The sequence below is a fragment of the Megasphaera sp. UBA4382 genome (assembly GCF_002391155.1).
GTDB lineage: Bacteria > Bacillota > Negativicutes > Veillonellales > Megasphaeraceae > Megasphaera > Megasphaera hexanoica.
In genome coordinates this window covers 41927-62790 of the sequence record NZ_DGRS01000085.1, presented here as the reverse complement: position 1 = coordinate 62790, position 20864 = coordinate 41927, and the positions used below count along the sequence as shown (strand labels likewise).

Sequence of the window (20864 nt, the reverse complement as noted above, 5' to 3'; positions counted from 1 at the left end):
CATATCGATATTATCTGATTATGCCAGACCGTCTTTCCGGCGGTCTGCTTTTTGCGTCATCGTGTTTCTTTATATCTATATATAATATATCTATGTTTTGACATATGTCATCATCACCAGTATAATAGGAACAGGGCATGGTACAGCCCATGCCCTGTATCGTCATGGTGAAAGGAGGAGTATTTATGCCGCGTCCCCAACGCTGCCGCCGTGTCTGTTCTCTGCCTCGTCAGGAATCGTTTACTCCCGACGGAAAGCAAAATGATTGTGATACTATCGTAATGACTGTCGATGAATATGAAGTCATCCGCCTCATGGATCTGGTCGGTCTGACACAGGAACAGGCTGCTGTACAGATGGATGTAGGCCGCACGACTGTAACGGGAATCTATGAATCGGCCCGTCATAAAGTAGCTTTGGCACTGGTATACGGCAGACGCCTGCTCATCCAGGGCGGTAAAATCCAGGTTTGTGAACGCGCCGGTTCGTGCTGCAATCCATTCTGCCGGGCCGTCCGCGAAAAACGGGATACGATCCCACAAAAGGAGAATGATACACAATGAGTGAAAACTGTAATCACGACTGTTCCAGCTGCGCCAGCAACTGTGAAAGCCGTACGGAACCACAGAGCCTTCTGGCAAAGCCTCATGAAGGCACCCATGTCAAACACGTCATCGCCGTCGTCAGCGGCAAAGGCGGCGTCGGTAAATCCCTGGTCACGTCGCTCATGGCCGTACAGATGCACCGCCGTGGCTTTAAAACGGCAATCCTCGATGCCGATATTACCGGCCCTTCCATTCCGAAAGTATTCGGCATCACCGATCGTGCTACAGGCAGCGAAGCCGGCATCAATCCTGTCGTCACCAAAGGCGGCATTGAAGTCATGTCCATGAACGTCCTTCTGGAAGATACGGCCTCGCCCGTCGTCTGGAGAGGACCGGTCATTTCCGGAGCAGTCAAACAGTTCTGGACCGACGTGCTCTGGGGCGACATCGACTACATGTTCGTCGATATGCCTCCGGGAACGGGCGATGTTCCCCTTACCGTATTCCAGAGCCTGCCCGTCGATGGCATCCTCGTCGTCACTTCCCCGCAGGAACTGGTTTCCCTCATCGTCGAAAAGGCATTGAAGATGTCTGAACTGATGCACATCCCCGTCCTGGGCCTCATCGAAAACATGAGCTACTTCGAATGCCCGAACTGCCATGAAAAAGTAGAAATCTACGGCCCGAGCCGCGTCGATGAATCGGCTCAGAAGTATGGCATCAGCCATACGGCCAAACTGCCGATCGATCCAGCCTTTGCCGCGCACTGCGATAAGGGCGATATCGAAAGCTACCAGGCCGATTATCTGTCCGATACGGCTGCCTTCCTCGAAGGCGTACTGGGTAAATAAATACGCGTCTGCGATAAGACACGAAAGGCTGCCGCAAAATGAGCTTGTAAGTCATTTTGCGGCAGCCTTTTTGCGCTGGAAGGGAGTATCTGCCCTTCCCGGGCAGTGCCATCAGTGAAACAGCCGATATTATTTTTTGCCGCCCAGATACGCCGCCGTGACCTGGGGATTGGCCGCTACTTCCGATGCCTTTCCCTGCAGAACGATATGCCCTGTTTCCATGACATAAGCGTAATCGGCAATCTGCAGGGCCTTTTTGGCATTCTGTTCGACCAGGAGGATCGTCGTACCGCTTCCATTGATATCTTTGATGACGTCAAAGATTTCCTGTACGACGATGGGAGCCAGCCCCATAGACGGTTCGTCCAGAAGGAGCAGCTCCGGCCGGGCCATGACAGCACGGCCGATGGCCAGCATCTGCTGTTCACCGCCGGACAGCGTTCCGCCGAACTGCTTTTTCCGTTCTTCCAGCCGGGGAAAGCGGTCATAGACTTTTTTCAGGTCTGCGGCAATACCCCCTTTATCACTGCGCTGGTAGGCACCGAGGTACAGATTTTCTTCGACGCTCATGTTCTGCAGGATCTGCCGGCCTTCCGGCACCAGGGATATGCCTTCGTGGACGACCTGATAGGGTTTCGTCCCGGCAAGGGGTTCCCCTTTGAAACGGATTTCCCCGTCTCTGGGAGATACCAATCCCATGATAGTTTTCATGGTCGTCGATTTTCCGGCGCCATTGGCACCGATAAGGGAAACGATACTGCCTTCCGGTACAGACAGGCTGATGCCTTTGAGGGCCATGATGCTGCCATATCCGGCTACGATGTTTTGTAATTCCAGGAGCATTACTCTTCATCCTCCTTTCCCAGATAGGCTTCGATGACAGCCGGATTATTCTGGATTTCCGTCGGGGTCCCTTCGGCCAATTTTTTGCCAAAATTAATGACCACCAGGCGGTCGCACAAATCCATCATAAGATTCATGTCATGTTCAATGAGCAGGATGCTCACGTGATACGTATCGCGCAGTCCCCGGATGAGTGTCCCCAGTGCCGCCGTTTCGCTGTCATTCATGCCGGCAGCCGGTTCGTCGAGGAGCAGCAGTTTGGGATGAGTAGACATGGCCCGGGCTATTTCCAGTTTGCGCTGCTTGCCATAAGGCAGGCTGGATGCAATCGTATCGGCGTCCTGATCGAGGCCGACAAACTTCAGGAAATCCATGGCCTGCCGCTGTGCTTTCCTTTCTTCCTGTCTCTGGCCTTTCGTATGAAATACACTGGACCAGATACCGGAATGAAGCTGGGTGTGACAACCGACGAGGCAGTTTTCCAGGACCGTCATCTGTGGAAAGAGGCGAATGTTCTGGAACGTCCGGGCAATGCCCAGAGAGGTGATTTCATGAGGTTTCTTTCCTTCAATGGACGTTCCCTGAAAGAGGATATCTCCTTCCGATACCTGATATACGCCGGTAATCAGATTGAACAGGGTCGTCTTGCCGGCACCATTGGGTCCGATAATGCCGTAAATCTGGCCTTCTTCCACGGAAAAGGAAATATCGGAAGACGCCGTGACCCCGCCAAATCGCTTGACGACATGTTGTAATTCCAGGAGCATTACCGGTCACCTTCTTTCGCCGTTTCCTGCACAGCCCGGGCCGGCCGCCGGCGGTGCAGTTTTTTCAGGACATCATAGGACAGGATGCCATCGGGACGGAAGGCCATGAGCCCCACCAGCATGATGCCGTAGAGCATATCCCGATATTCTGCCAGGTCGCGCAGCAGTTCCGGCAGCACGGTCAGGATGACTGCGCCCAGAGGCGAGCCCCACATGACATTGCTGCCGCCGAATACACAGTACAATAAGGCATCGACGACTTTATGCCAGGAGAAATCCGTCGGGCTGATAAAATTGGCCGTGTGGGCAAAGAGAGCCCCGGCGACACCGGCAAAGAACGCGCTGAATAAGAAAGACATCATCTTATAATATACAATCGGAATACCCGAAAGTTCCGCTGCGTGTTCGTCGGCTTTGATAGCGGCAAAGGCCCGGCCGATGCGGGATTGTTCCAGACGGTGCCAGAACCAGAGGATAGCCACGACGACGATCAGCAGGACGAGGCACATGAGCAGCTGGCCGCCGGTCTGGGTATCTATATCGAGGACATCGAGGAGGTCGCTGGCCAGATCGCCCAGGGTATTGGCCATGGAAGGAATTCCCGAAAGGCCCAGAGCGCCGTTGGTAATCTTCAGATTCAGGGCCAGGACGCGGACGACTTCACCAAATCCCAGGGTGGCGATAGCCAGATACATGCCACGCAGCCTCGTCGTCGGAATACCGACGATGAGAGCGACCGCGGTGGCCATGATGCCGCCGAGAACGATGGCAGCTGGCATGGGAAGTCCGGCCTGCATGGTCAGGATGGCCGACGTATAGGCACCGACGCTCATGAATCCGGCATTGCCCAGAGACATCTGGCCTGTACATAATGTCATATAGACAGACAATGACAAAATAATATTGATGCAGGCAAACACGACGACCTGCAGGACATAGCCGTTCAGTATTTCATCCATTACGGTCTGCCTCCTTTGCCAGCTTTGGAAAAGAGCCCTTCGGGCCGGAAGAACAAGATGAGGATGATGATGCCGAAAGCAACGGCATCGCGATACGACGATGCACCATAGGCGACACTGAATACTTCGGCAATGCCGAGAATAAAACCGCCCATCATAGCACCGCGGATATTGCCCAGACCGCCCATGATAAGTACGGCCAGGCCTTTAAAGCCCATAGTCATGCCCATAGTCGGTTCGATGGCATTAAAGGAAAGACCGACCAGGACGCCGGCAGCCGCACCCAGGGACGAAGCCAGCATGACCGTGAAGGTAATGATGCGGCTGGTGTTAATGCCCAGAAGGCCTGCCGTTTCGATATTTTCCGACGTCGCCTTGACGGCCTTGCCGATTTTCGTCTTATCCAACAAGAGCGTCAGCAGCACCATCAGAACGATAGCCGTCCCGAAACCGACAATCTGGATCATAGAAACCTTGAAGAGGCCGACATCCATGAGTGCCCCTTCAAACTGAGGCGGAAAAGACTGGGTCTGGGGCCCCCAGATCTTGAGGGCCAGACTTTCCAGGAAAATCGATACGCCGATCGTACTGATAAGCGGTGCCAAGTGCGTTACCTTGCGGCGGCGCAAGGGGCGCAGTGCCAGGTATTCCAGCAGAAATCCCAAGACCGCACCGCCCAGCATGGCACCGATGAGAGCCACGAATATATTGGCTCCGGCGGCCGTTACCAGCATCAGGCCGATAAAGGCGCCGAACATGAAGATTTCGCCATGGGCCATATTGATGATATTCAACACCCCGAAAACCAGCGTATAGCCAATGGCAATGACAGCATAGGCGCTGCCAAGATTCAACCCATTAATAAGCTGCTGAAAAAACACGATATATACCCCTCTATCTGCAAAAACAAAGAACGATTACTGTAACGGTGTCCATTTCCCGTCTTTGATGACCAGTACGTCAAGATCCATAGACGGATCACGGTGATCATCAAAAGAAAATACTCCAGTTGCACCTTCAAAGTTCGTAATCTGGGCCAGAGCATCACGGAACTTCTTGCGGTTCGTCGTCGTACCCGATTTTTCGACGGCTTCGTGGATAATGTACATGGCATCATAAGCCTGGGCAGCAAACTGATCCGGTTCATGTCCGTATTTAGCAACGAAGGCTTTACGGAAATTCTGAGCTTTTTCACTCTGCCGTTCCGGGTTCCACGGCGTAGCTACCATCGTACCATCGGCAGCGGCACCAGCCTGTTTGATATATTCCGGACTGTTGAATCCGTTGTTGCCGATAATCGGCTGGTTCATCCCCATTTCACGGGCTTTCTTAGCAATGAGAGCGCCTTCCTGATAGAGGCCTGCCACGGCGATGACATCAGGATTGGCGGCCTGGATTTTTGTCAGCTGTGCCGAGAAATCCGTATCTTTATCGGCAAAGGTTTCCGTATCGACGACTTCGATACCGTCATCGGCAAAGACCTGCTGATAAATCTTGCTTTCACCAACCATCTGGTCGTTATTGTTGGAATATAACAGAGCCACTTTCTTGAAGCCCAATTTCTGCTGTGCTTTCTTTACCGTCTGGGGAATAGCCAGTTTGCCCGGGATGGCGTTGCGGAAAATATAATCGCCAATGTTGGTGACATCCGGTCCGGTCCCACCGGTAGTAAAGCAGACGACCTTGTCCTGTTGGGCAATCGGGCCGGATGCCATAATTTCACCGGTCGTCATAGGTCCTTCGATAGCCAGGACCTTGTCCTGTTCGATTGCTTTCTTCGTCGCATTGATGGCTTCTGTCTTATCCAGCTTAGTATCGTAGGTCTTAAGGTCTATCTTTACTTTCGTATTAGGATCTTTATTGATTTCTTCTACAGCCAGATCCACCCCTTCTTTCATGGCCTGTCCATAAGCAGCACCCGGACCGGTATAGGCCGTGATAAATCCGATTTTGGCTGATTTACCGTTACTGTCCCCGTCTTTGCTGCCCCCACAGCCGGCGATGGATACGGCCGTCATGACAGCCAGTCCTGCAACAACGATTTGTTTTAACAATGTGTGTTTCATGATTACTCCACTCTCCTCTTCTTATTCCCATATAAAAAACACCCCCTGTTTCCACCGGTTCCGGCCGAAACAGGGGCGTCTGTACGCGGTACCACCCTGCATTATACTTTGGTGTATCGATAACGGGATATCCGCTTTCCCTTACTTAATTCAGGAAAAGTACTCACGAGTGATATATTCGCCTGACGGCTTTATCCGTTCACACCAGCCACGGACTCTCTGAAAAAGTAGACGCCACACTTTTTGCTCTCGCTCATCGTATATATGGGTTGTTGTATTGGTCTGCATGTCTGTTTGACTTGCATGGCAACATTATAAGGCGTTTTCTCTCCCTGTCAAGGATTATTATTCTGATTGTTTATCATGTTTTCTATTTTCTATTCTCATAGGTTATGGTTAATCGTTTTACGCTGTTTGTATGTTTATTCACCTAAAAAGCCGGAAATCCTCCCTACAGAAACGACGACCCCATGAAGCCATTCGTACTTCATGGGGCCGTCGTTTTTATCTTGTCGATATAAGGGGACGATTATTTCACATTTTTTGTGGCATCAATGCCCAGGGCACGCATAATACCGAAGAAGACTTCCGTATTATCCATGACACCGTTAAAGTATTCCGAGCCGGGGCCTTCTGCATTCAGCGGCACATCGTCGGCTGCATGGCATTCATCGCCGATGGTATCGGGAATATTGGCCGGGATGAGTTCGACGGGATCACCGTCATGATGACGGGCCGGGTTAGCTTTGGCAACGACTGTCGATACCTGATGGTATTCCGTCTTGTCACCAATCTGCTGAGCTTCCTGCTTGGTGACTTTTTCCGTAATCGTCGGCGCCGTCGGTTTCTGCTGGAAGTGGAAATTTTCATAATAAGCCGGATGGTTGGCATACTGGACGGCCAGGGTTACATCGGGATCGGGATTGTCCGGGAATCCATCGTGATCAGCATCCTTGAATGTCGGGAAGATAGAATCGGCATAGGTGCGGACGGCCGCCAGACCTTTCTTGCCATCCCGTTCATGATAGGTACCGGTGATGGATGCGCCGTGGGCATGGTCGGCTACGACGATGATCAGCGTATTATCGCCGTGTTCTTTATTCCATTTCTGGGCATATTCGATAGCCTTATCAAATTCAATTGTATCGTACGTAGCACGCTGCCAGTCCATAGCGTGAAGCTGTTTATCAATCGATGCGCCTTCAATCATGGCAAAGAAACCTTTCGGATTCTGGCTGAGGATGTCGAGAGACTTTTTCGTCATATTGACCAGATTTGGCTGATCCGTATATTTCCCTAATACTTCAGGATTTTTAAGCATTTCCCGGTCGATATAGACATTCATCGTCCCCGGCTTGAATAATCCCAGGAGCGGTTTGTTGGAAGGCGCTGCCATCATTTCTTTCGATGTCGTGACGAAAGTATAGCCCTTATCTTTGAATTCCTGGATGACATTCTGGTTATCGTGACGTTTCGATCCTTTTTCCGTCTGTGGGATATACCGGCTGGAACCGCCACCCATGATGACGTCCGGGCGATGGTAATCTTCCAGATATTCTGAAGCCAGGTAGTCCTGGTTGGCCCGGCGCCGCGTATGGCCGACCATGGCAGCCGGCGTGGCATCGGTCGATTCAGCCTGGGTAATGATGCCGACGGACATGCCGCGGCTGCGTTTTACGATTTCACTGATATTTTCCACACGGGGATCGTCGAAGGGATCTTTTGTCGAATCTTCATAGACACCCATGGCATTGACAACCGATTTATGACCCGTCGCATAGGCCGATGCCGAGTTGGCACTGTCTGTCGTCAGGGAATCGTAGCCACTCGTCGTAATCAGGCAGTTATGCGGCATTTTTTCCATGGCCAGCAAGTCATTATATTTCCCATTGGTCATGCCTTTGGAGATAATACGTGCCATTTCACGGGCCTGCAGCGACATACCATCACCGACAAAGAGAATGACATTCTTGGCCTGTTTCTGTGCTTTTTCCTGAACGACTGTATAGCGGGCATGGCTGACATTACGGCCCGTATCATCCGTTGCCGAAGCCTGCACCGTATAGTTTCCGGCTTTGGGGAAGTTCACACTGTTTACACGATAGGAAATAACCCCGTTGTCCAGATTCGCCGCCTTCAGATCTTTTCCGAAGAATTTATCTGCCGGCTGGTTGTTGATGGTGATGTCCACGTTTTTCAGGTTTTTAGCCTGACTGACTTCTACATCAAAATCAAACTTGGCCCCTGCCAGAAATTTGGCGTTATCTACGGGCAGAATGCGTACGTTTGCCGCCTGCACGCCGGGAATGATCCCGAAAGCAGAACCGCAGACCATCATCGAAAGAATTGCACGTTTTAACCATGTCTTTTTCATACCATGACCTCCTGATTTCATGCGCTCTTGCAGCATGACCTGGCTTTACTGTTTCTTATGTATCGCATGGTCATTATACGAGGTCTATGTTATAAGTCATGTCATTTTTCTGTATAATTTCTGTCAATTATCCCGCGGCGGCAAAAAAAACAGAGCGGCCGCCGGGGCAGCCACTCCATGGTACCGTTTCTCATATATCGTATTGTCTGTCAGCCTGTACAGTCTGGGAATTACAGGTATCCGGCAGCCTGACCGGCCAGTTTGGTGCGGACAATGCGCGTCACTTTTTCATCGACGAGCTTGCGGAACGATTCGTCGTTTTCATAGGCTTTCAACAGGCCGGTATAGGTTTCCTGTTCATGTCCATAGTCGTGGCAGACGAGGACGATGTCGGCACCGGCCCGGATGGCCATGACGCCCATGTCGGAGAAAGCATAGTGTTTGGCCATAGCTCCCATTTCCATGTCATCGGACAGGATGAGGCCTTCATAGCCGAACTGCTGGCGCAGCAGGCCCGTCATGACCGGCTGGGATACACAGGCCGGAAGTTGTGGATCGAGGGCCGGAAAGGTGACGTTGGACACCATGATGAACATCTTATCGTGGGGTACCTGTCTGATGAGGTCAGAAAAAGGCTTCATATCAGCTGCCAACAGTTCTTCCCGGCTGGCAGCGACCTGGTCTCCGTCGAGATGGGGATCAGTCCGGACCTTTCCGATACCGGGAAAGTGTTTGAGAGAACACCAGATCTTCGCCTCTTCATAGCCTTGTACGGCCTGCAGGGCAAAGGAGGTGACGACGGCAGGATCGCTGCTGTACGACCGTTCTGACGCAGAACCGAGATCGACGACGGGGGCAAAATTCAGATTAAATCCCAGTTCCTTCAGCTTTTTCCCCGTCGTCAGGGCCCATGTCCGGGCCGCTGCGGGGTCGCCCTGTTCTCCCAGCTGCTGTTCACTGGGCACGCGGGGAAAGGCCTCGCGCATACGCAGGACAAAACCTCCTTCCTGATCGACGGCAATAAAGGGAGGTGTATCCTGGCTCTGCCGGCGTATCTGCCGTGCCAGGGCCGCATTCAGGTCTTTTACCTGCTGCGTCGACTGCATATTGCGGTCAAAGAGGATGACATTTCCCATGTGGTACTGGGCGATCTGGTAGGCCGCATCCTGATCGACCGTCGTCCCCTGGATACCGATCATCATGAGCTGTCCCACCCGCTGCTGGGGGCTCATGGACCGGACCTTGTCCCTTGCCTGTTCATCCAGAGTCGATACAGTCCCCGTCCGGCCCGACGCTGCCGCCGTTCCATCCGTACGGGAACGGCTCTGCCAAATCCATGCGGCAACTCCTAGGACTACTATGACGAGTAAGACGATGATACTATATATGAATTTACTGTGCCTGTTCTTGTTCTTCATTGTATACTAGTTCGCCACCTACCAGCGTCTGTTTGACGTGGAAATCCGTACTATCCAGAATCGCTATATCGGCCAGTTTGCCCTTTTCCAGAGACCCGATCCGGTCGTATACGCCCAGATCCTTTGCAGGGTTCACTGTCGCCATGGCCACGGCTTCGGGAAGGGGGGCACCACTATTGACCAGGAAATTCAGGACGACCTGATTCATAGCGGCAATACTGCCGGCCAGGGTGCCATCTTCCAGACGGGCTTCGCCGTTTTTCACGAATACTTTCTGGCCGCCCAGTTCTGATTCTCCGTCGGGAAGCAGGCAGGCCCGCAGCGAATCGGTGATGAGGATAATACCATCCCGGCCTTTCATGCGGTACACCAGCTTCTGTGCCGCCGGATGGACGTGGAGATTATCGCAGATGAGCTCGCAGTGGGCTTTCGGGTCCAGCAGGGCGGCCCCGACGATGCCCGGCCGGCGGTGGTGGAGAGGCGTCATAGCATTATACATATGGGTAACGTGGTAGAACTGGCACTTTTCCATGCAGTCCATGACCTGTTCATATGTCGCGCCGCTGTGGCCGACGGAGACGATGATATGATAATCGGCGCACTCTTTCAGGAACGTCTTGTCCTTTAGCGTTTCCGGTGCCAGGGTGATGATTTTTACCACGTCTTCATACGGTTCAATCCAGGAAAAATCAGCCCGGGCTATATTCGATTCCTTCTGGGCCCCTTTGTAAGCCGTACTGATGAACGGTCCTTCCATATGGGCTCCCAGGATCCGGGCACCGCGGTTCTTCTTCGCCCTGCGGATACGGTCGAGGGCCCGTACGATGCGGGACCGGTCGTAGGTCATGGTCGTCGGAAGGAATGACGTCACCCCCGTTTTCGGCAGCACTGACTGAATCGTCGCCAGCGACTCCTCATTTTCATCCATCGTATCGGCACCGGCACAGCCGTGGATGTGTTCATTGATGAACCCCGGCACGACAAAACCGCCGTTGGCATCAATGAGGTCGGTGCACATGCCCAAGTGAAATCCCTTACGGGGTACGATATCGGCAATCGTGTCCCCTTCGTACAACAAAATATGTCCGCCTACGATTGCATCGGGCAGGACGATCATCCCATCTATAATCGCTTTCATCGCATTCACTCCTATACTATTACTATGGCAGATACGGGTCATCTGCATACCTTGTTACAGTATATCATATGGCCTGTACTTGTCATCTCTATTGTACTACCTTTTTATTTTAAAGAAAATAAATTTCATAAATTCATAGTTAAAATATTTTTACGCAAAATATTATTTCATTTTTGACAGACAAATGCTATACGGCAACGGAGAGAACGACAACCGATTAGAAGGTCCTATCTGATTTGACATCTCCATGGAGGTATCGTATGATGAAAAAAATGCTATTGCTGCGGACAGGGGCTGGTGCTCCTGAAAGATAAAATCATTTCCCTCAATGGGGAAATCAAACCCGGTGTGCGCAGCAATCGCATCTATGAAGGATTCATAATGAAAGAATAGGAGAAACCCATGTATATATGCATTGACATTGGCGGCACGGCCATCAAATACGGACTGGCTTCTGCCGACGGCCAGCTGATAGAAACGAAGAGCACGCCCACCCACGCCCATGAAGGCGGCGGACCGGGCATCGTCCGCACGGTCCGCCGGCTGATTCGCCAGTACAAGGAAAGAGGACCACTGTCGGGCATCGCCCTTTCTACAGCCGGCATGGTCGATCCCCAGAAAGGACGGATTTTCTATGCCCTGGCCGATTCCATCCCCGATTATACGGGAACGGAATGGAAAGAAATGCTGGAAGAGGAATTCCATATTCCCTGTGCCGTAGAAAACGATGTCAACTGTGCCGCCTTGGGCGAACTCTGGCTCGGTGCCGGAAAGGGCTGTGCATCGGCCTTTATGATGACCATCGGCACCAGTATCGGCGGCTGTGCCATCTATGACGGCCATATTCTCCACGGCGCCGGCTGCAGTGCCGGAGAAATCGCCTATATGCGTGTGCCCGGCGGCCGGCTCCACGACCTGGCATCAGCCACCCGTCTGGTCCGCGATGTCGCCACAGCCAAAGGCGTCAGACCGGACGAACTGGATGGCCGGGCCGTATTTGCCATGGCCGCCGACGGCGACACCGATGCCATCGGTGCCATTGACGCCTTATCCCGTGACATAGCCATCGCCATCGGCAATGTCATTACCGTACTGCAGCCCCAGGTCGTCATCCTGGGCGGCGGCATCATGGCCCAGGAAGGCGTATTCCGCCCGCTCCTGGAACAGTACGTATCACAACAGCTGCCACCCGCCATGTACGGACCGACCCGCATCGCCTTTGCCCGTCTGGGCAATACGGCCGGCATGCTGGGAGCGCTCTATCATCTCCGTCAGACCCTTTCACAGGAGTAACGCCTATGAATATCTTGGAACAGCTGGACTATCCCGGCTTCAAACCCTCAAAATCCGACCGTACCCTCATAGAATACATCCGCCTCCACAGCGACCTGTTCTGCACGACGCCCATCGCCAGTCTGGCTAAAAAGATTAGCAACCCCAGTGCCCCCGGCCAGCATTCTCCAGCTGCACCGCGACGCAACGGTCATTGTGGACAAAGAAGCGGTATCGCTCCTGCCGGACCGGGTTTGTGATAAAATTTGTGGATAAATCCTTTTGCTATTCTCTTCTGGCGAGGTATTCCCCTGCATGTGTACACATGTCTTTAGGGGAATGCCCCGCTTTTTCTATATGGTGTTATCCACAAATCCACAGAGGTTGTACACAGAAATCAGGAGAGATTGTAAAATATGTAAAATCCGCATAGTTATCGCATTTATCGCGATTTTTTTCCTTATCTTGAACACATGTTCCCCATGAGTTATCCACAATCTGGCTAAAAAAAGGAAAAATATATCCACCGCCATCAGGGCCTGTAAACAGGCATTCTCCGGCTATATCCACAGGGTAACAGAAGTTATGCACAATACGTGTGTATACTTTGTGGATAACTTTTATTTGCCTATGCACACAAAAAGACCGTACCTCTGTGGGGATATCCACCGGAAGGTACGGTCTCTTCAGATGAGTCTGATGTCGTTTTCCATTACAGTTCTTCGACGGGGCGGCTCCAGTCGATATGCACGCCCAGAGCCAGCCATATATAGCCCAGGGCCAGCTTCAGCGTATCCAGACTGTCCGTCGCCGCCGCCGTGATCGTTTCGTACTGGGACAGGGTGACATAGCGGTGCCACGAACGGACCGTCGTCAGGAACGAATAGGTTTCCTTTTCCTTTTCTGCATCATTCAGATGAACTGTAAGCTTTTTTGTTTCCGCATCATACTGGATATAACCGTTATTGTTATCACCCGTATGAACTGCTACTGTAAATACTGCCATACGTAAATCTCCTTATCTGTATCTATTTATCGTGGGACATTTCCCAGAGAAATCCTTTCATGAGCGCCTTGCGGCCAAAGCGCTGCTGCAGTTTGTCGATGGCTTCCGTGACTTTGGCCTGCGTCTCTTCGTCGTCAGAAAATAAATCACTCTGCACCTGATAGGGCTGGAGCTGGCTGACCGACAGTCCCAGGAGCCGTATGGGGCCGTTTTTTCCCTTTTTATGATAGAGCCGTTTGGCGGCGAAATACAACTGTTCCTCCGAACAGGTCCCGATTGTCTCCAGCGTCAGGGACCGGGTCACCGTCTCAAAGGAAGAAAACCGCACTTTAATCGTAATCGTACGGCCCATGAGGTGATTCTGACGCAGCCGCCAGGCCACTTCATTGGCCAGGAGACGGAACTGTTCGTCAATGTCTTCTTCCCTCGTCAGGTCGTGCTCATACGTATGCTCGTTGCCGACCGACTGGGGTCGGCGGCTCACTTCCAGCTGACGGTTGTCCCTGCCACAGGCCAGTTCATACAAGCGGTGTGCCTGCCGCCCGGCAATGGGGACCAGGGCATCGGGCCCGGCCTGTATGATATCGCCGATGGTATGGAACCCGGCTTTTTCCAGCTGGCCTGCCGTCACCCGGCCGACGCCCCAGAGGCGTGAAACGGGAAGGGGGGCCAGGATTTCCTGCTCCTTGCCGTAGGGAATCCACATCAGGCCGTCGGGCTTTTTCAGATCCGACGCCAGCTTGGCCAGGAATTTATTGGGCGCGATGCCGGCCGACGCCACAAGGCCGGTGATGCGCAGGATATCGTCCTTGACGGCCCGGCCGATATCGACGATGTCCGGGTACTGGAGATTCATGCCAGAAACATCCAGGAAGGCTTCGTCCAGCGCCAGCGGTTCGATAAAGGGCGAATAGTGCGATAAAATGAGGCGGATCTGATGGGAGATGCGCCGGTAATGGGCCATGCGCACGGGAAGGAATATGCCGGACGGACAAAGGCGCCGGGCCTGGCGGGTGCTCATGGCCGAATGGACGCCGAACCGCCGGGCCTCATAGGACGCCGTCGCCACGACACCCCGTTCGCCCAGCCCCCCGACGATGACGGGATGGCCGCGCAGAGCCGGATTATCCCGCTGTTCGACAGAAGCATAAAAAGCATCCATATCTACGTGCATGATCCAGCGCCTTGCCAATGTCATTCCCTCCCTTGTACTGGTATTATTATACAACGAGTCCACTTCAGAAATATAGGGGAAAAGTGAAAAATTTCCCTATTTCTCCAGACGATTTTTCTTCCCTGTACCTGGCCGGAAAAGATGGGCCAGGTCGGCTCCCTCGTGGCGGAGGAGCCAGATTTTCTTATCGATGCCGCCGGCATAGCCCGTCAGGCTGCCGCTCTTTCCAACGACACGGTGGCAGGGTATAATCAGGGAAATAGGGTTATGCCCGACGGCTCCCCCTACGGCATGGGGATTTTCTGTTTTCCCCGTCTGCTGCCCCAGCTTTTCCGCCAGGGCCCCATAGGTCGTCGTCTGCCCGTACGGCACCTGGCACAGCAGATGCCATACGCGCTGGCGGAACACGCTTCCCCGCGGCTTCAGCGGCAGTTCCGACGGAACCGGCCGTTTTCCGGCAAAGTACCGGTCCAGCCAGTCTCTGACCTCAGTAAAAACAGGCAGGGCATCGTTCCGGCAGGCTTCCCCGGAAAGGGTGGCCCTGTCATACTTCTGCCCGCAGATCCACAGTCCGATGAGATGAGTCCCGTCACTGGCCAAAAGGACCGGTCCCAGGGGAGAATCGTATTGCGTCGTATAATCCATGCAGGTAAGCCTCCTCTCTGATATATAGTTATTATACCATATCGCCTCCCGGCATAGACAAAACCGGGGCGGCTGCAGAAGGATTTTCCCATCTCTTCCGCTGCCACCCCGGTTCTCCGGCTGTGCCGTTATTTCGATTTATGCGGTTTGCTGCTGGCCTGTGCCGCAGCCTGCACGCCCGGACGGTCTACAGTCATAAAACCATATACGGCCGTACAGGCCAGGCAGACAAACAGCAATGCTACGATTGTATTGCGTATGCCCATGATACTCCTTTCCTATCATTCATATAATCCCGACGGTGTTTCCGCGAGGTTGATATAGATGTTTTTGGTCTGCATATAGTGCCGCATGGTCGTCTTGTCCGTTTCGCGGCCGATACCGGAAAGCTTGTAACCGCCAAAAGGCGTACCTGCCGGCAATGCATTATACGTATTGATCCACATACGGCCCGTTTCTACCGCTTTGGCAACCCGCAGGGCCCGGTTGATGTCGCGGGTCCAGACGGCTCCGCCCAGGCCGTATACGCTGTCGTTGGCCATGGCGATGACCTCCGCTTCATCCGTGAAGGGGATGATGCAGACGACGGGCCCGAAGATTTCTTCCTGGGCAATGCGCATGTCGTTTCTGACATCGGCAAAGATGGTCGGTTCGACGAAACTGCCCTTTTCCAGTCCCGGAGCCGACATTTTCTTACCGCCGCAGACGAGGCGTGCTCCTTCCTGCTTCCCGATTTCAATATATTCGAGGATTTTCTTTACCTGCCGTTCGTCGATCTGCGATCCCATCTGGGTCGTTTCTTCCCAGGGCAGGCCAACGCGGATGCGGCGGAAGCGGTCAGCCAGTTCGGAGACGAACTTATCGTAAATGCCTTTTTGGACGAAAATACGCGATCCGGCGCAGCATACCTGTCCCTGATTGAAGAGGATGCCCAGCTGGGCTCCATCCATAGCCATATCCCAGTCGCAGTCGTCAAAGAAAATATTGGCCGATTTGCCGCCCAGTTCCAGCGTGGCAGGAATCAGTTTCTTCATAGCCGCATCATAAACATCGCGGCCGATTTCCGTCGATCCCGTAAAGGCCAATTTCTGGATGTCGGGATGATCGAGGATGTACTGACCGGCCCGGGAACCCTTGCCAGTAATGACGTTGACCACGCCCGGTGGCAGGACATCGCCAATGAGATGCATCAGTTCGAGGACGCTCAGGGACGTCGAGCTCGACGGCTTGAGGACGATGGTACAGCCTGCTGCCAGGGCCGGTGCTAGTTTCCACGCTGCCATGAGGAAGGGGAAATTCCAGGGGATGATCTGGCCGACGACACCAATTGGTTCATGGACGACGAGACTCAGCGTATGGTCATCGATGACCGCTGCCCGGCCGTCTTCACTGCGGACGACGCCGGCAAAATAACGGAAATGATCGACCGCCAGAGGAATATCGATGTTCTTCGTTTCCCTGATAGGCTTGCCGTTATCCAGCGTTTCTACCATAGCCAGCATATCGGCATTTTTTTCGATGATATCGGCAATGGCAAGGAGCAGGTCCTGCCGCTTCTGGGGCGACACGGTTTTCCAGGCGGGGAATGCTTTATGAGCCGCTGCTACGGCCGCGTTGACATCGTCTTTCGTCGCTTCGGCACACTCGGCCAGCTTCGTCCCGTCGGCAGGGTTGTACGCTGCAAACCGGGCGCCATCACTGGCAGGGACCCATTTGCCATCAATATATAAATCATAAGAGGAGTGCGGTACGGTATACATAAGAAACACTTCCTTTCTTTTCAGAGATATCCTGTTAAATATTTTACGATAATAATTTTAATTAGAAAATTATTATTTGTTACATATAAAGAATATCACACATATAGAAATAAGTCAATGGATTCACGTTTTTAAATCACATTGACTTATTTCCTGATATAGTTTAAATATTTAGTTTTTATGTTTCCATGTATGCCACGTATAACCTGCCAAGAGTGCCATGATTAGTACGCCTCCAGCGGCCAGCCGCAGGTCATGCCAGTCAAAGCGGATGAGGTCATATCCCATCCAGACCTCGATGCAGATGGCCAGGAATTTTCCGGCTATGGTCGCTATACCGTGCTCCGTAAAGCCGATGCGGCTCAGGGCACACAGGGCCGTAATGGCAAAATTAGGCGAATAGGGAATGGCCCGCAGGAAGAAGGCCGTCCGGGCGGTAATGTGCCGGTTGAGGCGGGCGACGAAGCGGCTGCGCGCCACGAGGCGGCGGGCCGTGCGGCGGAAGACGTAGCGCATGATGACAAAAGCCAGCACATTGCCTGCCACCTGTCCAATCCAGGAAATGACAATTCCCGGCAGTATGCCGAAGAGGATGCCATTGACGGTCACAAACTGCACAGACGGCAGGCCGGTCATATTGGTCAGGATGATGAGCAGGATCATGAGCAGGACGGCGGCACTGCCAAAGGAGGCAATATAGGCCGACAAGCCCTGTATATCCCGACTGACCGTAAGCTGCCACAGCGTGCTGTAAAATGCCGGGATCATCACATAAATCCCGAGAAAAATCCCGGCGATGACGACCGCCATGAGCGGCTTGATTACTTTTTCTGCCTGTACCTGGTTCATGCTATCTTCTCATTTCTTTTTTATGATATACGACCTGCAGCGGCTCCGGCCGGTTGACCTGGAAAACACCGGCCATTACCAGCAATCAGCAGAATCAATCCGGCAAAAAAGAAGCGGATTCCTGCAAAGACTACTTTACTGCCCAGGTCATTCCCGATTCCGATATAGCCGTACCCAGCCTTAATCAGGGGATAAGCCAGGGGCCAGCCGATAGCACACAGCAATGCCAGCCAGGGACACCATGCATGGCTGCGGAATAAAGAATACTTTGTGTCTTTCACTATGATGCCACCTTTCCCATCCATTATACCAGATAAAAGCAATCTTCGCCCCTGAAACGTGTATCTTGACATTATCAGAGAAGAGCCGTTCAAGGTTATAGCCGGTTCGTCGTGCTTCATGGACGCAGGAAAAAGATGCCCGCCAGGCACAGGATGATGCCGATGATCTGCCGGGGCAGCAGGATGTCTTTATACAGCAGGACACCTATGCCTGCCAAGAGGAGCGCCACGCTGACATTAGCCAGGAGAGAAGCTATACTGATTTTCCAGCCAGCCCGGTATAGCAGGATATAGCCAAATTCGACGGCTACCAGCGTCAGTCCCCAGGCAGCACTCGCCCAGTTTATAGTCTGCAGATCCTGCCGCAGCGAAGGTCCTGTCACCACGTACGCAGCGGCACACAGGAGAAAACTGACCAGGTAGGTCATACTGAGGGCCAGAAAAGGCGGAGCCGTCACCGGCGTTGCCTTGGCTATCATGTGATAGCCTATATTGCCCACGACGACAATAAGAAGGGGAATCCAGTACATCAGACTCATTCTATCAGCTCCTTTTCCATATGGATGTGAGGACAATATTCATCCAGATATTCGTCACCCGATGCGGTAAATCCCAATTTTTCATAAAACGGACGTACCCGTACCTGTGCCGACAGGGCCAGCCGTTTCACCTGGCGGCCGCGCAGCCATGCTTCCGCTTCCCGTACGAGCCGCTCCCCGTACTGCCTGCCCCGGCAGGACTTCCGCACGGCCAGCCGGCCCAGTATATACACATCGGGATCATCGGATGAAAAGAGGCGGCAGCAGCCAGCGGCCTGCTCATTTTCATATAATACCAGATGCCAGGCTATGGAATCGGTATCATCAAATTCATGACAAAATCCCTGTTCTTCTACAAATACCTCCTGCCGGATGACCCGGGCGTCCTGTGAAAGTCCCTGCTGCATACGTATGTAAATCATGATACTCCCTCCTAAAAAAACAGAGGTGTCCAGGAATTGTCTTATAGCATGCAACCCATGCCGTACCTACGACAACTCCCAGACACCTCATTTCTTCTGTCCGGTGACAGAAGCGGTGTTCATATGAAATTCGCTTTATTCTAACATATCCTGTCATCTTCGTCAATACAAATACGAATCGTATAACCAGACAAACAGGACCAGTACCAGCAGATAGACCTTTCTGATGGACGCAGACCGTTCCGATACTTCTTGTAACGCTATATGATTCTCTCTTTTTGAGTTTAGTTAGTTGTTTTAGTTTGGTCAGTCATTTGGTTAGTTGTTTTAGTTTAGTCAGCAGAATGGATAAAAGCGGATGCATGTCCCCTGACTGGTGACATGACGGAATAGTATCAGTTGAATCTCACGACCCAGTATCCTTTCCGGTGCGTCCCCATACGTTGAAGACAGCCTTTTTCCTGGAGCTTTTTCATATAATACTTTATCGTACTAAGAGACAGTGATGTCGCTTCAGCAATTTCATGTTGCGTGCCATCCGGTTTCTTTTGAAGATATGACAAAATAACTCTTTCCTTTTCATTTAGTTTTACAGGCATATTCGTTCCCGTTTGGTCAGTTTTCGGGGTTTGGTCAGTTTTTTTAGTTTGGTCACTTGTTTGGTCAGTTATCCGGTACAAGTTAACGCGCAAATCGCCATCAAAATCAATGATTTCCGGTTCCTGCAAACCATAATCCCGGCAATCCCGGAAAATACGTGGAAAACCACTACCCCATTTTTCAATTAAATTCATATAAGCAAACGCATTTGCTAAAGCCCGGTTGCGAATCTTTGAAAACCCTTCTTTCATTTTTTCATGTGTTACGCCGCGCATCAGACTACCTGGAGAAGTAACTTCTAATCGATCTGAAAAAAGGGCTATCTGAACGGATTCCGGCTCCAAATAATTACGATGAACAAGTGCATTGGCAATCAATTCCCGGATGCTGTCCGGAGGTAATTCATAAATATCCTGACGATAGACCCCCTGAAATCTGGCTCCCATATTAATCTTTTCAAGTACATACTGATATGCTTTTTCCACTTGTTCCTGAATCGGTGCATCAATTTCCCGCTTATCGACAAAAACAGCTCTATCGTCTGTCTTAAACACGGCACATTGAACCACCGGAGGATATCCGGCCTGATGTGTCAACATCGCATAGGCATAGGTCGGTATAAGCTGGTCTTTGTTTTCAATCAAAATGCCCCACGAAATGAGTTGATTAATCGTTAACTCCTTGATTCCTTGACGCTGGATATCGGATAATGCGTTTTTTTTAGCCGTTTCACTCATAGAATGGCATAATGCCGTTACATCATATTTCGTAACTTTGAGATTAGGAATAGGCTGTTGATCAAAAAACTTATTTTCTCCTTCCAAAAGTAACTCCTGTAGAATCGCCCGGTCCGCCAGACGCGTTGTTCCAGCCGTCCGGATATAAGTTCCCTTTACCGGTCCTTTCTTTTTAAGATAATACGGCCTCTGCATTCCAGGAGCAATTTCTAAAATGATAAGCGATTTTCCTTCTATTTCCCGAACAAAAAGATCTGGAATAATCATCGGTTCGCAGCTGTCCGTAACGGCATTGGTAATGGCATCCATCATTTGAAAGAGATCAGCCTGAGGAATCCCAACAACCCGCATCGTTCCATCTTCAACCCCAAATACGATCCGTCCACCATCACCATTGGCAAAGGCAACAACAGACTTCATATATTTCTGACTGTCTTCAGGAACCCTTTCCTTATATTCTACATTCTTAGATTCTCCATGAAGTGATAAATCTTTTTCCATTCCTACTGCCGCCTCCCTTTACGCTCATTGTATCAGATTATGATTTTTTCGACAACAAAGCGGTCCCCCAGTATTGCAGGGAAGGGGGCACAGGCCGTAAAACAAACCGGCTCGCTG

Annotated in this window: 22 protein-coding genes and 1 other annotated feature; of the genes, 4 read left to right on the top strand and 18 right to left on the bottom strand. The window is 52.0% G+C overall.

Annotated features, from left to right (window positions below; all coding sequences use genetic code 11):
- The first annotated feature begins 185 nt into the window (after positions 1-185).
- Both B4H10_RS10970 and B4H10_RS10965 read left to right on the top strand, forming a co-directional pair.
- The gene (locus B4H10_RS10970; RefSeq protein WP_075582455.1) at positions 186-563 is read left to right on the top strand and encodes a DUF134 domain-containing protein; all 378 of its coding nucleotides are present in this window, start codon (positions 186-188) and stop codon (positions 561-563) included.
- Positions 560-1396, top strand: a complete 837-nt coding sequence (locus tag B4H10_RS10965) for an Mrp/NBP35 family ATP-binding protein (RefSeq protein ID WP_059076509.1) — start codon at positions 560-562, stop codon at positions 1394-1396. Before B4H10_RS10970 ends, B4H10_RS10965 begins: the two co-directional genes overlap by 4 nt.
- A 129-nt stretch (positions 1397-1525) precedes the next feature.
- On the opposite strand, the gene B4H10_RS10960 is transcribed toward B4H10_RS10965, so the two are convergent.
- From B4H10_RS10960 to nagA, 8 genes are all read right to left on the bottom strand, one after another.
- Complete coding sequence (locus B4H10_RS10960; protein ID WP_292018836.1) at positions 1526-2239, bottom strand: ABC transporter ATP-binding protein; 714 nt, start codon at positions 2237-2239, stop codon at positions 1526-1528.
- Positions 2239-3006, bottom strand: a complete 768-nt coding sequence (locus B4H10_RS10955) for an ABC transporter ATP-binding protein (protein ID WP_059076507.1) — start codon at positions 3004-3006, stop codon at positions 2239-2241. Before B4H10_RS10955 ends, B4H10_RS10960 begins: the two co-directional genes overlap by 1 nt.
- The gene (locus tag B4H10_RS10950; RefSeq protein WP_292018835.1) at positions 3006-3965 is read right to left on the bottom strand and encodes a branched-chain amino acid ABC transporter permease; all 960 of its coding nucleotides are present in this window, start codon (positions 3963-3965) and stop codon (positions 3006-3008) included. The genes B4H10_RS10955 and B4H10_RS10950 overlap by 1 nt, the downstream gene beginning before the upstream one ends.
- The gene (locus tag B4H10_RS10945; protein WP_113856410.1) at positions 3965-4846 is read right to left on the bottom strand and encodes a branched-chain amino acid ABC transporter permease; all 882 of its coding nucleotides are present in this window, start codon (positions 4844-4846) and stop codon (positions 3965-3967) included. The genes B4H10_RS10950 and B4H10_RS10945 overlap by 1 nt, the downstream gene beginning before the upstream one ends.
- Positions 4847-4882: 36 nt before the next feature.
- Positions 4883-6031, bottom strand: coding sequence for an ABC transporter substrate-binding protein (locus B4H10_RS10940; protein WP_113856411.1), 1149 nt, complete (start codon positions 6029-6031; stop codon positions 4883-4885).
- 68 nt (positions 6032-6099) lie between these two features.
- Positions 6100-6297, bottom strand: a binding site (T-box leader).
- Positions 6298-6560: 263 nt separating this feature from the next.
- Positions 6561-8405, bottom strand: a complete 1845-nt coding sequence (locus B4H10_RS10935) for an alkaline phosphatase (RefSeq protein WP_292018834.1) — start codon at positions 8403-8405, stop codon at positions 6561-6563.
- A gap of 230 nt (positions 8406-8635) precedes the next feature.
- A complete protein-coding gene (locus B4H10_RS10930) occupies positions 8636-9823 on the bottom strand; it encodes a glycoside hydrolase family 3 N-terminal domain-containing protein (protein WP_292018833.1) in 1188 nt (395 codons plus the stop codon).
- The gene (gene nagA, locus B4H10_RS10925; RefSeq protein ID WP_292018832.1) at positions 9798-10961 is read right to left on the bottom strand and encodes an N-acetylglucosamine-6-phosphate deacetylase; all 1164 of its coding nucleotides are present in this window, start codon (positions 10959-10961) and stop codon (positions 9798-9800) included. The genes B4H10_RS10930 and nagA overlap by 26 nt, the downstream gene beginning before the upstream one ends.
- Positions 10962-11363: 402 nt before the next feature.
- On the opposite strand from nagA, the gene B4H10_RS10920 reads away from it, so the two are divergent.
- Together B4H10_RS10920 and B4H10_RS10915 are read left to right on the top strand one after the other, a co-directional pair.
- Complete coding sequence (locus B4H10_RS10920) at positions 11364-12254, top strand: ROK family protein (protein WP_292018831.1); 891 nt, start codon at positions 11364-11366, stop codon at positions 12252-12254.
- 5 nt (positions 12255-12259) lie between these two features.
- Positions 12260-12493, top strand: coding sequence for a hypothetical protein (locus B4H10_RS10915; protein ID WP_292018830.1), 234 nt, complete (start codon positions 12260-12262; stop codon positions 12491-12493).
- Between the two features lie 452 nt (positions 12494-12945).
- On the opposite strand, the gene B4H10_RS10910 is transcribed toward B4H10_RS10915, so the two are convergent.
- The 10 genes from B4H10_RS10910 to B4H10_RS10865 all read right to left on the bottom strand — a co-directional run bounded on the left by B4H10_RS10910 (position 12946) and on the right by B4H10_RS10865 (position 20747).
- A complete protein-coding gene (locus B4H10_RS10910) occupies positions 12946-13239 on the bottom strand; it encodes a hypothetical protein (RefSeq protein WP_113856415.1) in 294 nt (97 codons plus the stop codon).
- 22 nt (positions 13240-13261) lie between these two features.
- Positions 13262-14431 (bottom strand): DNA polymerase IV, encoded by a 1170-nt coding sequence (locus tag B4H10_RS10905; RefSeq protein ID WP_075581629.1) that lies wholly within the window; start codon positions 14429-14431, stop codon positions 13262-13264.
- Positions 14432-14509: 78 nt separating this feature from the next.
- Positions 14510-15058, bottom strand: a complete 549-nt coding sequence (locus tag B4H10_RS10900; protein ID WP_075581630.1) for a methylated-DNA--[protein]-cysteine S-methyltransferase — start codon at positions 15056-15058, stop codon at positions 14510-14512.
- Between the two features lie 128 nt (positions 15059-15186).
- The gene (locus B4H10_RS10895) at positions 15187-15324 is read right to left on the bottom strand and encodes a hypothetical protein (protein ID WP_154662686.1); all 138 of its coding nucleotides are present in this window, start codon (positions 15322-15324) and stop codon (positions 15187-15189) included.
- A 15-nt stretch (positions 15325-15339) separates the two neighbouring features.
- Positions 15340-16818: an aldehyde dehydrogenase family protein gene (locus B4H10_RS10890; protein ID WP_059076491.1), complete on the bottom strand. Its 1479-nt coding sequence runs from the start codon at positions 16816-16818 to the stop codon at positions 15340-15342.
- Between the two features lie 171 nt (positions 16819-16989).
- Positions 16990-17667 carry a TVP38/TMEM64 family protein gene (locus B4H10_RS10885; protein WP_059076490.1) on the bottom strand — a complete coding sequence of 226 codons (678 nt, stop codon included), beginning with the start codon at positions 17665-17667 and terminating at the stop codon, positions 16990-16992.
- 20 nt (positions 17668-17687) lie between these two features.
- Entirely contained in the window at positions 17688-17948 is a 261-nt protein-coding gene (locus B4H10_RS10880; protein WP_059076489.1) for a hypothetical protein, read from the bottom strand.
- A 116-nt stretch (positions 17949-18064) separates the two neighbouring features.
- Positions 18065-18487: a hypothetical protein gene (locus B4H10_RS10875; RefSeq protein ID WP_059076488.1), complete on the bottom strand. Its 423-nt coding sequence runs from the start codon at positions 18485-18487 to the stop codon at positions 18065-18067.
- Positions 18484-18909 (bottom strand): GNAT family N-acetyltransferase, encoded by a 426-nt coding sequence (locus B4H10_RS10870; RefSeq protein ID WP_059076487.1) that lies wholly within the window; start codon positions 18907-18909, stop codon positions 18484-18486. Before B4H10_RS10870 ends, B4H10_RS10875 begins: the two co-directional genes overlap by 4 nt.
- Positions 18910-19304: 395 nt before the next feature.
- A complete protein-coding gene (locus B4H10_RS10865) occupies positions 19305-20747 on the bottom strand; it encodes an ATP-binding protein (protein ID WP_292018829.1) in 1443 nt (480 codons plus the stop codon).
- Between the last annotated feature and the right edge of the window lie 117 nt (positions 20748-20864).